At 55.1% G+C, this 13,992-nt stretch carries 10 protein-coding genes and 1 pseudogene; 5 read left to right on the top strand and 6 right to left on the bottom strand.

All coding sequences use genetic code 11. The annotated features are described in order from the left end of the window. The first annotated feature begins 56 nt into the window (after nucleotides 1-56). Together RYC17_RS00220 and adeC are read left to right on the top strand one after the other, a co-directional pair. On the top strand, nucleotides 57-881 hold the full coding sequence (locus RYC17_RS00220) for a helix-turn-helix transcriptional regulator (RefSeq protein ID WP_122280350.1): 825 nt from the start codon (nucleotides 57-59) through the stop codon (nucleotides 879-881). Continuing rightward, complete coding sequence (gene adeC, locus RYC17_RS00215; RefSeq protein ID WP_316902385.1) at nucleotides 881-2,299, top strand: AdeC/AdeK/OprM family multidrug efflux complex outer membrane factor; 1,419 nt, start codon at nucleotides 881-883, stop codon at nucleotides 2,297-2,299. The genes RYC17_RS00220 and adeC overlap by 1 nt, the downstream gene beginning before the upstream one ends. Nucleotides 2,300-2,690: 391 nt before the next feature. Here adeC and RYC17_RS00205 read toward each other — a convergent pair. The 3 genes and pseudogenes from RYC17_RS00205 to RYC17_RS00195 all read right to left on the bottom strand — a co-directional run. Continuing rightward, nucleotides 2,691-3,149, bottom strand: a pseudogene (locus RYC17_RS00205) (helix-turn-helix domain-containing protein); the annotation flags it as partial. Nucleotides 3,150-3,238: 89 nt separating this feature from the next. Beyond that, nucleotides 3,239-3,841 (bottom strand): LysE family transporter, encoded by a 603-nt coding sequence (locus RYC17_RS00200; protein ID WP_316902076.1) that lies wholly within the window; start codon nucleotides 3,839-3,841, stop codon nucleotides 3,239-3,241. 258 nt (nucleotides 3,842-4,099) lie between these two features. Beyond that, on the bottom strand, nucleotides 4,100-5,275 hold the full coding sequence (locus RYC17_RS00195; protein WP_193600970.1) for an efflux RND transporter periplasmic adaptor subunit: 1,176 nt from the start codon (nucleotides 5,273-5,275) through the stop codon (nucleotides 4,100-4,102). A gap of 569 nt (nucleotides 5,276-5,844) precedes the next feature. Between RYC17_RS00195 and RYC17_RS00190 the strand changes: the two genes are divergently transcribed. Both RYC17_RS00190 and RYC17_RS00185 read left to right on the top strand, forming a co-directional pair. Further along, nucleotides 5,845-6,657: a helix-turn-helix transcriptional regulator gene (locus tag RYC17_RS00190; RefSeq protein ID WP_080394911.1), complete on the top strand. Its 813-nt coding sequence runs from the start codon at nucleotides 5,845-5,847 to the stop codon at nucleotides 6,655-6,657. A 1,023-nt stretch (nucleotides 6,658-7,680) separates the two neighbouring features. After that, nucleotides 7,681-8,535, top strand: a complete 855-nt coding sequence (locus tag RYC17_RS00185; protein WP_058408585.1) for a helix-turn-helix domain-containing protein — start codon at nucleotides 7,681-7,683, stop codon at nucleotides 8,533-8,535. A gap of 558 nt (nucleotides 8,536-9,093) precedes the next feature. Here RYC17_RS00185 and RYC17_RS00180 read toward each other — a convergent pair. From RYC17_RS00180 to RYC17_RS00170, 3 genes are all read right to left on the bottom strand, one after another. Next, entirely contained in the window at nucleotides 9,094-10,116 is a 1,023-nt protein-coding gene (locus RYC17_RS00180; protein ID WP_316902074.1) for an NAD(P)-dependent alcohol dehydrogenase, read from the bottom strand. 280 nt (nucleotides 10,117-10,396) lie between these two features. Continuing rightward, nucleotides 10,397-11,245: an SDR family NAD(P)-dependent oxidoreductase gene (locus RYC17_RS00175; protein WP_058401364.1), complete on the bottom strand. Its 849-nt coding sequence runs from the start codon at nucleotides 11,243-11,245 to the stop codon at nucleotides 10,397-10,399. Further along, nucleotides 11,242-12,612: a flavin-containing monooxygenase gene (locus RYC17_RS00170; RefSeq protein WP_410478441.1), complete on the bottom strand. Its 1,371-nt coding sequence runs from the start codon at nucleotides 12,610-12,612 to the stop codon at nucleotides 11,242-11,244. Before RYC17_RS00170 ends, RYC17_RS00175 begins: the two co-directional genes overlap by 4 nt. Nucleotides 12,613-12,876: 264 nt before the next feature. Between RYC17_RS00170 and RYC17_RS00165 the strand changes: the two genes are divergently transcribed. Then, nucleotides 12,877-13,944 (top strand): AraC family transcriptional regulator, encoded by a 1,068-nt coding sequence (locus RYC17_RS00165; protein ID WP_122280347.1) that lies wholly within the window; start codon nucleotides 12,877-12,879, stop codon nucleotides 13,942-13,944. The last annotated feature ends 48 nt before the right edge of the window (nucleotides 13,945-13,992 follow it).

Here is a 13,992-nt window from a genome sequence, read left to right as displayed (position 1 = left end):
ATTCACGGTCTGGTCGACAGAATTGCACGCAACTTCTGATCTGCAGGAATGGACATATGAACCGACGAGCGAATGCCAAAGATGAAGTGAAACCGCACATTTATCTGGAACTCGGGAAGCTGGTATCCAGCGTCGGGGATGACATGTTTCTGAGTAACATGCACCAGTTCATCAACACATCGCTGGCCGTCAGCCGGGTCGAGCTGAGCGAGTGGACCGTTGACGACAGTCAATCGGCGGTGACCGATGTTCAATTGCTGGGCTATGCGGGCACTGAGTTGAATCCGCAGATGCAAACGGTGTGTCCGACCCGTGCCAGGCACCGCAACGATCATCCGCTGGTCAAGCGCGTGCTGGAAGCGAACGACGATCTGTTGATCCACTTGAATGCACGGATGAAAAACAACAAGGACACTAGCTTTTCCGGCACCTCTCACCAGTGCAGCCTGGTCTCGCGCAAGGCCAATCGTTGTTGTGTGATCTCACTGCACCGCCCGCAAGCAGACAAAGATTACTCGTTGCAAGAACTGTCATTTTTGAAATACCTCTCGGAAACCTTGTTGCCCCTGTCGGTACGGCACGCCAGTGTCCACCGCCAATACCGCGTGAAAAGCGGAGGAACGCTGACGAACAGCCTGGCTGCCATGGAGCACACGCAACTGCAGCGCGAGTTCAATGAGCGCTTGAGTGCCAGCGATGTCGTGCTGTCAACGCGGGAAAGGCAAGCCTGCCTGGAGTTCCTGGCTGGCGCCACAGTCCCTGAGATCGCAAAAAAACTCTGCGTCAAGAACAGCTCCATCGAAACCTACCTAAAGCGCTCCGCCGCCAAGCTGGGTATCAGCGGTCGACATGGGCTGGCCAAGTGGATGATAGGAGCATGATGAGCAAATCCCTCAGCCCTTGGCTGGTTGCTGTGCTGTCCTTGAGCGGTTGCTCACTGATTCCGGACTATCAGCGGCCGGCAGCGCCGGTTGCCGCACACTACCCACAGACACCCGCCTACGCTCCAGTACTCTCTGGCCCCATGGCGGCGGACATGGGGTGGCGCGACCTGTTCCGCGACCCGACGCTGCAACAGCTCATCGAGAGCGCTTTACACAATAACCGAGACTTGCGTGTGGCAGCCCTCAACGTCGAGGCCTATCAAGCGCAATATCGCATCCAGCGCGCCGATCTGTTTCCCGCGATCAGCGCCACTGGTAGCGGGACCCGACAGCGCCAGCCCGCCAGCATCACGCAGACCGGCAGCCCGGTCACCAGTGGCAGCTATTCGGCAACGCTGGGTATCAGCGCCTACGAGCTGGATTTATTTGGACGCATACGCAGCCTGACCGACCAGGCCTCGCTTACTTATCTGTCCAGCGAAGAGGCCCGGCGCAGCACTCAGTTAAGTCTGGTGGCGAGTGTCGCCACCGCCTACCTGACCTGGCGCGCCGACCAGGAACTGTTGGCCTTGAATCAGGACACGCTGGCTTCCTACGAGAAAAGCTTGAACCTCACCGCTCGCAGCCAGCAAGTCGGCGCCTCTTCGTCGTTGGACCTGGCCCAGGCACGTACCTCGGTGGAAAGCGCACGGGCAAGCCTGGCAACGTTCCAGCGCCAGGTCGCTCAGGATCTCAACAACCTGACTTTGTTGGTGGGCACGACGGTCGCAGACAGCGCGCCAAACCGTCCGCTGGCCTCCGAATGGCTCGCCGAAGTTCCGGCTGGCTTGCCTTCTGATCTGCTGCAGCGACGCCCGGACATTCTTGAAGCCGAATACCAGTTGCAGTCGGCCAACGCCAGCATCGGTGCCGCGCGCGCAGCGTTCTTCCCGAGCATCAGCCTGACTGCCAACGCTGGCACATCGAGCACCGAACTGTCCGGCCTGTTTAAAGGTGGCTCGGCAGGCTGGGTGTTTTCACCGCAGATCGACATCCCGATTTTCAACGCCGGCAATCTGCGGGCGAGCCTGGATTATTCGAAGATCCAGAAAGATATCAGTGTCTCAAAGTACGAAAAATCGATCCAGACCGCCTTCCAGGAGGTTTCCGATGGCCTCGCTGCACGCCAGACCTACAAGCGCCAGCTGAAGGCGCAGAACGATCTGGTACAGGCCAACCAGGAGTATTACCGCCTGGCCGAGCGCCGCTATCGCATTGGCGTCGACAACAGCCTGACGTTTCTCGACGCACAGCGCTCTCTGTTCAGCGCTCAACAAAACCTGATCACCGACCGACTGTCCCAGCTGACCGCCGAAGTCAATCTGTACAAGGCACTGGGCGGCGGCTGGACGGAACGTACATCAAAACCCTTGTGAGGTAATGAAGATGGGCACATTCGAATCTGGAGCACATGTACGCCTTCGCTCGAGCGGCAAAATCATGGTGGTCAAGCACGAATCAACGGTCACTCCTCCCCCGGATACTCTGCTCGTGATGTGTGAGTACCGAGCCAAAAATCGCCTGGTGCAGGGCTTTTATTCGGCCCGGGATCTGATTCCCGCGCGCCGGGAGCCGATGCACAATCATGGCTGACAGCAGCCCCGACCTGCGTTGGGGTTATGTGCCAATAGGTGCGACCGGCTTATGAAATACCAAAAGTGATCGTGCCCGCGATAGCGATATGACAGCCATCAATCAGGGCGTCTGGCATATCGCGTCGCGAGCGAGCGTCCTGCCCAGCATTTACGACGCAATAGCGTCTCAGGATTTATCTTTCAAGTCCGGATCGTCGGGCAACTCAATAGCGCATGTCAGGTGCGGCTTTATGCCGTTTGCGGCCCAGATGCGTTGAACGCTGGCCGGTGATATGCCAGCGACTCGTGCCATGCTTCGACAGCTCCAGCGAGCCTGATCGGTACGTGGCTTGGTGACTTGCTCAAGGGTCAGTCTCAGCGCTTCAGCCGGCAGGGACGGCTTGCGCCCTCTTCCGGGCAGATCCATCAGACCTTGCAGCCGCAGCTCTTGAAAACGCTTGCACCAGCGCGTGACTGAAACAACGGAGAGACCGGTCAACCAGGCAATCTCGTTACGAGACAGCTTTTGAGCCGCCAGCAAAATCACCAGCGCCCGGCGAGACTCGCGTTGACTGACAGTGGCTGAAGCATTTACGCGCCGACTCAGTTCTCTTTCCTCATCGTCGCTAAGCACGATGTCCTGAGAGTTCATATGACTGCTCCACGCACTGACTGAACACAAACAGACCGTCAGTGTTAGATATGTATTTAAAGTACGGCCTGCGAACGCGTATTGGCAGGTCAGGTGAATAGCGCTGTTGAAGCCACGTTATACAACGCAATAATCGCGAACAGCCCAATCACTAATGACACTAATCTATTGACTCGATTGCTCGACATCAGCATTGGCAGGCTTCGGCCACACAGAGCGCCCAGTCCGACCCACGCTATGCCCACAGGCAGAACGACCAACGAAAATACCGTCATGAATGAAACATAACTTTCGAACTGCAAGAAGGTGCCGGCGGGCGCTATGAACGTCGCAAAAAAAAGCCCTTTCGGATTGTTTAGTGTTGCCAGAAATAATGCCGATATCGAGATCACAGCGGGCTTTCCGTCTGTGTCCTGATGCGTTGAAAACCATAGTTTCAGAGAAATGTAAAACAGAAAAGCCACTGCCAGGATCTTGGTCATTATCACCACCCACCCATAATTCGCGAGTGCGTCAATGGACATACCCCAGGCGGTAATCTGAATCAGATAGGCCGTCCATTCGGCAGCAATCAACTTCAGTGAATACATACCAAGGCCGCGATTGACCCCGGACTGGAGCAGCAGCGAATTGGTCGGTCCCGGCACCAGCAGCAGCGTGAGCATTGCAATTGCGACGTAATACATGGTCATCACCAACACTCCAGAATAGATGTATTTTTCAACCCCTTTATTTCCCAAAAAAAGGAAAACTACTGGTGTGCAGTGCCAGCACCCAGGTGTTCAGGGAAGTTCTAAAGCAAGCATCGAAGTTTACGGCCCTCACAACGTGAGGAAAAACGCTCCGCCCAATGAGTCAAGCCAGTCTTAGTCGTGTTCCATTATTGCGTTAACGTCGAATGAAAGGCCTTCAGGACGTTTTTTGTTGCCCGGCACGTCATTGCCATACCGTCACACACCTTGACCGCCCCCAGCCTCCCCAATGACAACCCTGTCTCCAACTTTCAACCCCGAAAGTACTTCAACCCTTACCTGATTATTGATCCCTGACTCTATTTGCTGTGTCCTGACTTCGTTATCCTCGCCCAATACCCGTACGCTGTAAGTCCCGTCTTCCCGACGTTCGCCCAGCGCGCCAACAGGAATCGTCAATACTCCGGTCTTCGCTTCGAGCACTATCCTGACGTTGGCGGTCATGTTGATGTAGAACCGGCCCTGGGGGTTGGGTACGTCGAATAGAGCGTTGTAGAACACGGCCTTTTTGTTTTCGCCTGATCCGCCGGACGAGCTCGCAGCGTCCAGAGGGCCAGGCTCCATGGCGCTCAGGGTGCTGGTATAGCGTGTGTCCGGATCGCCCGGGATGGTGAAGTAAGCCGCAAGCCCGGGCTTGATCTTGACCACGTCGGCTTCGGAAACCTGCGCCTTTACGGTCATTGTGTCGAGTTGCGCCATCTTCAGAATGACCGGTGCGATCTGGTCTGCGATGACCGTCTGGCCCTCCTGGGTGACAATAGCGAGGATCTGACCATCCATGGGTGCCAGGATTCGTGTGTATTCGAGCTTGATACGGGAGGCCTCTTCGTTGATGCGGGCCTTTTGTAACTGCGCGGAGAGCGACGTCAGGTTGGCGCGCTCGTTCTCGAGCTCAAATCGGGCGTTGTCCTGATCCGCTTTAGAAACGGCCATCGTTGAACCCAGCTCTCGATATCTGCGGTAATTCGATTCTGCCAGCGTCAATTTATGAACGGTCGCGTCCCGCTCTGCAGTGAGTTGCTCGACCTTCACAGCGGCCTGTCGCAAAGCGTTTTTTGCTGGCAGCGGGTCGATTACTGCCAATAGCTGATTTTTCCGGGCCTTGTCACCTGGCGCGACTTTCAGTGACTGCAATTGCCCGGAAACCTGAGCCCCTACGTCCACCTGATTACGGCCCTGCAGCACGCCTTGTGCCAGTACGGCGTGTTCGATATCCGTTATTTCCGCTGCGGCGGATAGAAAAACAGGCTCTTCTTCACCGCTAACGCCCTTATAGAAGGCATAGCCAGCCAGCGAGAACGCCAGATCAATCAATACGATCCTTAAAAGGATTTTGCGGAAATTCAATTTCCTGAAAAATCCGAAAATCCTCACTGTATTTCCCGCTCAACAGGAATTATTGATCTCGTCTGGATCAACTGTTCAACACCGAAATAAAGGGCGTACATGAGAATCTCCCCGCGCCACCGCGACTGTTTCGTGCAGCAGCAAACGTCCCTGCAGTCACGTGCTTATGGAAACATCAGGTCGTACGTCCGTCTGTCCCCGCATTCAGGGACATTATTTCGGAGACCACACACAAGTGGAATGTCTCAATTTAAACGTCACTATTTGGCGGCCATATTCGCCTGATTTTCCTGTAGCAGCCATGGCATTTAGAGCATCTTTATTCTGAGACGAAACATCCTATTGCCACTACCGGCCTTGGCAGGCGTTACAGAACCGTGTCGAAAATAGAGCATCTGCCTGTATCGAGCCATTTGTCCCCCCTTTCCCCTACAGACTAGGAATAGTCGCTATGTGTAAATTCTTTAACGCGCTAGTAGTATTGTCCTACAATCTTACATTATGCTTAATGTCAGGCATCGAGAGGGCTGAGCAGTATGTGAGATGAGGTTGCTTTTGGTTTAACTGGAGACTAACGCCATGGGGGCAAATGTGTAATGAAAGCCAATTTACGAATGACGGGTGACCAGTCAGCGTATTTTCTGGAATTGGGAAAACTGATCTCGAGCGTAGGCGATGCAAGATTTGCTTCGAATATGTATCAGATCATCGCGGCCACCGTACCGATCGATTTCCTGGACCTGAGTGAATGGACGATTGACGAGAATGAAGGCAGCATCATCAGCATTCAGCCCCTTGGGCGAGAGTACGCTGAGCAGAAGCCGGTGAATCTGACGGTTTCGCAGGACCACGACATGCTGCTCGCTCGAATGGTCAATGTGGACGACTTCCTGCTCATTCATCTGAAGCCACCCTTTAGTAGTTGCACTGGACCGGCCAGCTCTGGTTCGGCGGGTACCTACCATTGCAGTCTGGTGTCGCGCAAGTCGAACAGACGCTGCGTCATCTCCTTGCACCGCCAACATCACCAACGTGACTTTTCGCTGCACGAATTATCGTTTTTAAAGAATTTTTCAGAGGCCCTGCTGCCACTGTTGGAGCGGCACGCTCAGACCACCCGAACATTGTGCACTGCGCATGCTGACAACGATGCGGTCACCCAGGGCGGGCAGCAGCTTCAGCGCGAGTTCAACGAAAAGCTCAGCCATTCCGAGGTCAGATTGTCACTCCGTGAAAAGGAAATCTGCCTTGGCATACTTGCCGGGGCGACTGTTCCGGAGCTGGCCGACAAGCTTCACGTCAAAAACAGCTCCATCGAGACCTATCTGAAGCGTGCTGCGGCCAAGCTTGGTGTGAAAGGACGACACGGGTTGGTCAAGTGGATGACAGGCGTCGCCCAAATGGCCTGAGTTTTGGCGGATGAGCTTAAAGGTACGCGGTATGACGCATCTCGTACCAGGTGCTCTGGCGGTATCAACCATGATAGCCAAATGCTGGCAGAAGCACGTTGCCGGGGTGGCTTGCAAAGTGGCATCACGTTGCCGGACGCTCCGCGTTCACCTTCCCCGCAGAAAGCCGTCTCCTGCCCAATCGTCTCGCGCAGCCAGTCAATCGGCTAAACCGAGTGAGGCTACGGTTCCGCGAGAAAGAATTAACAAATGATCTGCAGGAAAACCGGCAGACATAAAATAAAAACAAGCGTGCTCTGAAAAATGTCTTTTACTCTGCGCAGCCCATTTGCACTAACGTACCAGATAACGCCTCATTCGCCTGTCTGTTTAAAATCGCCTGGCCCACTACTTTTCTTTTCATTGTGTTTTTTTTATTATAATCTAGACGTGAATTTTGAACCCTGCAGGCTTTCGCCGGTCTTAGGTCATCGGCCAACTTTTTTCGACTTGTCTGTGATTAGTATGATTGCCTTAATATAAACACAGTGTTGCACTCCCCCGTACCACCAGCGACCTGTTTTGATACGCTGACAACATGGATATTGATAGGAGTGGACCATCATGCCTATGCCATCGAATGTCTTTGCTACGTTGCTACAGGCCCTGCAGAGGCCCGTCGTGCGCGGTGTATCTTCCTATACAGCTGCCATTACCCAGAGTGATTCGTATTTACCTGCTCTTCCACGGCAATGCCAAGTTCAATAAAAATCGATAAAAAGATCGTTCTAATAAGGTGTATTGATCATGGCAAGTGTTCTCGTTTTCCGTAACACGATTGACTTTTTATTACGGCATGCTCTTCGGCGTCGTTCGCTATGGCTTCAGATTCAGCCTATGTTCAGTAAGCGTGAACATTATATTAAGGTCTACATACAACCTGTTTGACTGCAGTCTTCGAAAAGACAATGCACTCCTGAACTCATCTGCTGAATCAAGGCTGCGCCTTGGCGTGTCTCTTTTTAAACGGAAAAAGGAATACCGATGAACATGCAACAGCTCTTCCCGCATCTTGGCAAAGTGATCTCCGGTATCGGAAGCCGCCACTTCGCCCGCCTGCTCCATGAGATGATCACGGCCTCGCTCCCCGTGGATGCTACCCATGTCATTCAAGGGCTTACTCGGTCTACGAGCGAAGCGGCCGGCGCTCCCCCCATTGGTGCATTTGGTGGAAATTTGCACCAGGTGCTCAACCAAGGTATCGATAGCAGGCGCCTTGAGCCTGTTCTGCTGAGCCCCACAGAGCTGGCAGATACACGGGTCGATAAATCCATCAGGTTTGAATCGCCGGCCTACAATGCGCAAAAAAATCCAGGTCACCTTCAGGCTCATGCTTCTCGCCCCCAGGTACACCTCGCGTACCCGGGCAAGGGGCAATATGTACTGTCGGTTTATCGAGCCCCCTCTGCCAAGGCATTCACCAGTCAGGAGCGTGCTCAGCTCAAGGACTTATCCTGGGTCGTTTTGCCGATCGTGAAGCAACACATTGCAACCGTGACCCCTACCCTTGTTTCGACAACACCCTCATCTGCCATGAACAGCTTGAAAAACAATGATGCCATGGAAGGCCTGCGCCAGCGTTTCCTCAGTCGCCTTGAGGCATCGGAACTTAGCCTGTCTTCCCGCGAAACCGAAGTCTGCGTAGGGCTGCTGGCGGGTCTCACTGTGCCTCAACTGGCGGACAGGCTTGATCTGAAAGTCAGCACAGTGGAAAGCTACTTCAAGCGCGCAGCGATAAAAATGAGCATCGGTGGTCGTAGTGCACTGCTTCGATGGCTGCATGCCGCACACCGGGTGCAGCGTCCCGTCGCTGTCGAGATGCTTCAGAAGGCGGTCTGAGCGGAGGCGGTTTTTTATTGTTGCATCACTTTCAAAGATTCTCCCATCATGCAGCGGTGCGATCTGTCGACCGGTTGATCCACGCCTCGATTCGCTACCGCTGCGCCATCCGGCATTCGCCAACTATCATCACCGCACCGCCCGACGTATAAAAGTCGAGGGCAAGAACCTCAAATTTATCGTCGCCGCTGCTGGACGCGGCTGCTGATCCCGCCCGACACGACACCTTTCGCCGCCTTTGGGCTTGGGTATGCGTCTGCATAGGTCCCTCATCTTCAAGTCATTCGCGAAACCGTTGCCGATTACGTTTGCAGGCGCGCCCATTACTTGCGCGCATAAAAAAACCCGCCGAAGCGGGTTGTTTTTTCCATCAATACCATTCCAACATCCTGTCGGTAGCCATCCCGGCAATGGTGATCATCCGTGACCTGTGAAGCGCTTCCTGCGCTTGCAGTTGATGGGTGTAGATTGCTCCTTCGCAGTGGCGCCGTACAGAGTGGATCCACTCCAGCTCGTGTAAGCCTTTCGCCATTCTCCGGATGATCCTGTGCTCTGCCCTCAGTCGCGCTCAAACTCGATCAACACCTTCCCTATATGCTTTGCCGCAGCAAAATAAGCATAGGCCTGGGGGGCATCAGCGAATTTGAACGTCCTGGCAACGACGGTTTCAACCCCATTTGCCTCGATTGCGCGTATGAGGTCGGTAAACATCGCGCGGCTACCATTGGCAATGCCCCTGATGGTTAAATTTTTCAGGATGAGGGACAGGTAATCGGGAATCGGAGAGTGCTGCCCTGGAGTCACACCAATGACCGCGATACGTCCGTTGACGGCAGCGGCAGCGATGGATTGCCCCAGGGTGTCCTGGCCTCCGGTTTCGAGGATGATGTCCGCACCGGTGTTATTGGTGAGCGCCATGACTTGCGCTGCCCAGTCAGGGTGTGTTCGATAATTGATGGTAATTTCCGCGCCCAGCTGGCGGGCGATGTCCAGTTTTTCGTCACTTGATGAGGTGATTGCCACGCGCGCGCCGTGGAGCCTGGCAAGCTTCAAAGCGGCCAGCGCCACCCCGCCGGTTCCCAGACAAAGGACCAGCTCGCCCGGTTTGACCTTGCACACTTCCATCAGCGCGTTCCAGGCTGTCAGGCCCGCAGATGCCAGCGCGGCAACATCCTGGTCAGCCAGCGAGTCCGGCACGCGAATCAACGCTGCGGCGGGTAATACGACTTTTTCCGCCAGCCAGCCGTCGTGGGTTACACCGACGTCATGGGCAAACACGTCGATTCTGAATGGGCCTTCCAGCCAGTCCGGGAAGTGACCGCAGATAACCCGGTCACCCACTTTGACCTGACTGACGCCCTCGCCTACAGCGATGACCTCGCCCACACCTTCGGAAACCGGAATGCGCTCTGGCTCCTGTCTGGCACCGTAAACGCCATGAAGGATCTGGACATCACGACTGATGAGACTCACCAGACGAGGCGCCACAATGGCTTGCCCCGGTCCGGCAACCGGCTCGGGTCGAGTGGTCGCGGTCAGGGCGTCAAGACCTTGTTGAGATCCGATCTGAAAAGCTTTCATTAAAATAATCCTTGTATCGTCGGCGCGAAGGACTGCACATATCACGCCTCGAAAAATACAGTTGTAGCCTGCTCAGAGCTGTGCAGTTACAACCTGACGCCCACACGATACCTGCTTATGGCCGAGCAGCAAGTTCCGCACTGGCATCAGCGCGCCGCTTTTCAATGATCTCCACGCAACCGTCCGTCCGGTTCGATCAACTGTCATCGCCCCTGGACGAACGATGTCCGCAAGCCCTTAGCCCTGAAACGCTCTGTATTGTCCGCAGCACAGACGACTGCTATTTCAAACGCCAAACCCCCTCCACCCGGTGCGCCAGGCCACGCTCGCCGAGCGACTCGATGTACTTCTTCATGCCTTTCTCTCCGCGCTTTTGCAGCAATCGGGTGGTGCGCGGCAACAGGTTGGGGAACAGCATAGCCAGACTGGATGCCAAGGATTCGCTCGGTTTCGGTGTCCGTTCCAGGCACGGTTTGTCGAGCATGAGTAACACCTGACGTGCGACGTCGTCCGGCGATTGTGGCGGTGCAATGAACTGTAAAGCGTTGCCGCCTTCGATCGCTTCCTTGCGCAGCATTTGGGTGTCTGTCGCGGTTGGCAGGATGGAACCGACCTTGATGCCCTTTTCGGCCAGATCCAGTCCGATCGAGAGCATTGCGCCGCGCAGTCCGAACTTGCTGGCGCAGTAGATCGGTGATTCGGGCGTGGGAAATACGCCCCCCAGTGAAACAGTGGATATGATCCGAGCGTCGCTCGATCGCTTGAGCAACGGAATGGCCAGACGAGTCAGGATCAGCGGTGCGACGAGATTGATGTTGAGCTCTCGACTGATGCTTTCCACCGAGCGTGTATCAAACGCTTCGACTACTGCAATGGCGGCATTGTTGATCAACACGTCAAGTCGGCCAAACTCTGACTCTATGTAGGTCATCAAGCCTGCCAGGCTTTCTTGGTCGGTCAGATCAACTACATAGGGAAAAGCATCTTCGCCGAGGTTTTCAGCCAACATGCGCAGCTGCTTTTCGTCGATGTCCGCCAGTATCAGTTGCATGCCCCTGCGGATCAGCTGGGCGCAGATCGCCTGGCCAATGCCGCCGGCCGCGCCGGTAATCAGAACCACCGTTTTCATAAGCACGTCTCCTGAATGGCGACCTTCTGTTGCATTGGCGCAGCAATATAGCCAGCACCTTTACGCAGGCTTTTGTAATAGCCCTCTTCGACCGCAGGCCAGCCTAGGCTGTGAAACAGCTTGCGCAGGTATTTCTTGAGCGCATGCGCCTCCAGGTACACCTCGTGGCGTTGGGATTTGACGAACTTGATTCCCCCGGAAAGATCCGGGTCGTCGGTAGCAATCAACTGATCGAAATGACTGGCCTGGTTTTTTTGATGCAATTGGTCACGCAAGTAACAAGCGACAGCATGCGCCTCGCTATCAAACAGCTTATAGGCGCTCGAGTTGGTCTCGACGTACCCGATGCCGAACAGGTTGTGATGCTCACGACTGAAAATAGACAGGTACAACCGGGGCCGACCGCCCTGCCACTCGAAATATTTCGCGGCATAGGGGCAGCTCCATTTATACCCGGTGGCATAGAGCACCAGATCGAGCGGCTCACGCGTGCCGTCTTTGAACACCACGTGCCGACCCTCGTAGTGGGACACGTCCGGCTTTACCTGAATATCGCCGTGCTGCAGGTAGTGCAGCAACTGGGTATTGAGCAACGGGTGGCTTTCAAAGAGCTTGTGGTCCGGCCTGGGCAAGCCAAAGCGCCGGGTATCACCATTGATGACCCGCAAAATCGTCTGGAAAACCGGGCGCGCCAGCCACATTGGCAGTTGCGGTCCCTTTTCACCGAATTCATCAACCGGCATTCCGAACAGATGTTTGGGAATGAGGTGGTAGCCGCGACGCATGCTGATAAAGGCTTTATCGGCATGTTTGGCCGCATCGCAGGCAATATCGGCACCGGAGTTGCCCGCGCCGATGACCATCACCCGCTTGCCCTTGAATTCGTCGGGGTTCTTGTACGTTACCGAGTGCCGAACGGTGCCTTCAAACTGGCCTTTCACTTCGGGCATGTTCGGGTCCCAGTTACAGCCGGTGGCACACACCACCGCGCGATAGCGGCGTCGTTCACCGTTGGCCAGCGTGACTAGCCAGCGTCCATCCTGTTCTTTTTCTACGTCTTTGACCGCAGTGTTGAAACGGATCCTGTCGTACAGATCGAACGCCATCGCAAAAGAGCGAACGTACTCGAAAATCTGTCGATTGCTCGGATAATCGGGAAAGTGCGCGGGCATGGGATAGTCGATAAACCCTGACTGATCGCGAGAGGAGATAAAGTGCGCCGATTGGTACATCGGGGTTCCGGGATTATTGATATCCCATACGCCTCCCACTTCGCTGTGTCGCTCGAACTGCTCGTAATCGAGGCCTTGGCGCTTGAGCGCCCTCGCCATGCACAGCCCGCCAGGGCCGCTTCCGATAATGCACACCGCGTCGGCGCAATCGTGGATCTTGTTGTTGTCGTGGCTCACTTTGTATTCCTCGGGTTCAACAGCGAGAACCCTAAGTTAGCCAAGGAGACACGGAGCATGCAGGGGGCCAATGGACGTAAAAGGGGGTGGTAACGGACTTGTTCGGCTGCCTGATCGGGTCGATGATTAATTTAACGATTCGAGGGGTGTTTTGGCTGCTTTTTCAGGCATGCTGTGATTCGATAAAACAATAAAACCTGTTTGTAAAAGGTCCGGATCAACATGAAACTCATTGCTGACCCACTGTTCTCTGAAGCCTCGGCTCCGCCGCAGGTATCGCGCATGCTCCTGCAATATGCGACCGAACGTGGCGTCGATGCCGAGTGGCTATGCCGTGGCCTGGGTTTTGCCCCTGATGACCTGAAAAAGCCCGGCTATCTTCTGTCGCATCGGCAAAGCAACCTGCTGGTACGCCGGACAATCACGGTGCTGGGTGATGACGGCTTGGGTCTGTCGGTCGGCGAGCGCCAGACAGCAGTGTCATGGGGCATTGTCGGACTGGGTATGCAGGCCAGTCCCACGCTGGGTGACGCGCTGGATCTGGCTCTCCGTTATCAGAAACATGCCGGTGCCCTGCTCCGCCATCGAATGGAGCTTCATGAAGGTCGCTGCCTGACCTACATGGTGCCGCAGTTCTTTGACCCTGACGTGATCAGCTTTTATCTGGAAGAGGCATTCACCAGCGCGATGGCCATCGCCCGACATCTGACTGGGCATCATGAGATGCTCCCCAGCCGCATCGAGCTTGAGTATCCAGAGCCTGCGCACCGGCAACGATACAGCGAAATATTCCGCTGCCCGGTGGTATTTGCCGGTGCTCACAACCTGATCGAATTCGATGCCCGGTGGCTGGACATTCCATTGTTGACGCGCGATGACTTCGTGGCTGCAGAAGTGGCAGAGTTGCTGGACAGTGCAAACTGGGAAGATAAAGGCACGTCAGATCTTGTCGAAACCGTTCAACGGGAAATACGCAAGCGTCTCTGCGCTCCGCCGTCACTCAATGACCTTGCGCAACAGCTCAATATCGGCGAACGCACCTTAAGGCGTCGTCTTGACGAGGCGGGCCAATCCTATCAGGGCGTTATCGACTCGCTACGTAGGGCCAGGGCATTGTCACTCCTGAGCCACCGTGAAACGAAATTGATCGACGTTGCGACTGAAACCGGCTTCAGCGATATTCGTGATTTCCGTCGAGCGTTCAAACGCTGGACCGGGGTAACGCCCCGCGAGGCCAGATACGAAATTCAACAATTTCGAAAAGACATCCAGCGCCTGTCAACTTCCTGAGTTTTCATGTACTCGCTAGAACATACGTGATCATCGAACGTCCGCTGC

This window comes from Pseudomonas syringae group sp. J248-6, from assembly GCF_032586995.1.
Lineage (GTDB): Bacteria > Pseudomonadota > Gammaproteobacteria > Pseudomonadales > Pseudomonadaceae > Aquipseudomonas > Aquipseudomonas amygdali.
The sequence above is the reverse complement of the archived record's forward strand: the minus strand, read 5'-3'. Positions and strand labels throughout refer to the sequence as shown.

Coding starts and splice junctions, on each gene's coding strand:
- RYC17_RS00175 (WP_058401364.1), bottom strand. CDS start 11,245: ATGAAAACGGTGGTTCTGATTACCGGCGCGGCCGGCGGCATTGGCCAG.
- RYC17_RS00180 (WP_316902074.1), bottom strand. CDS start 10,116: ATGAAAGCTTTTCAGATCGGATCTCAACAAGGTCTTGACGCCCTGACC.
- RYC17_RS00190 (WP_080394911.1), top strand. CDS start 5,845: ATGAAAGCCAATTTACGAATGACGGGTGACCAGTCAGCGTATTTTCTG.
- adeC (WP_316902385.1), top strand. CDS start 881: ATGAGCAAATCCCTCAGCCCTTGGCTGGTTGCTGTGCTGTCCTTGAGC.
- RYC17_RS00165 (WP_122280347.1), top strand. CDS start 12,877: ATGAAACTCATTGCTGACCCACTGTTCTCTGAAGCCTCGGCTCCGCCG.
- RYC17_RS00220 (WP_122280350.1), top strand. CDS start 57: ATGAACCGACGAGCGAATGCCAAAGATGAAGTGAAACCGCACATTTAT.
- RYC17_RS00185 (WP_058408585.1), top strand. CDS start 7,681: ATGAACATGCAACAGCTCTTCCCGCATCTTGGCAAAGTGATCTCCGGT.
- RYC17_RS00200 (WP_316902076.1), bottom strand. CDS start 3,841: ATGACCATGTATTACGTCGCAATTGCAATGCTCACGCTGCTGCTGGTG.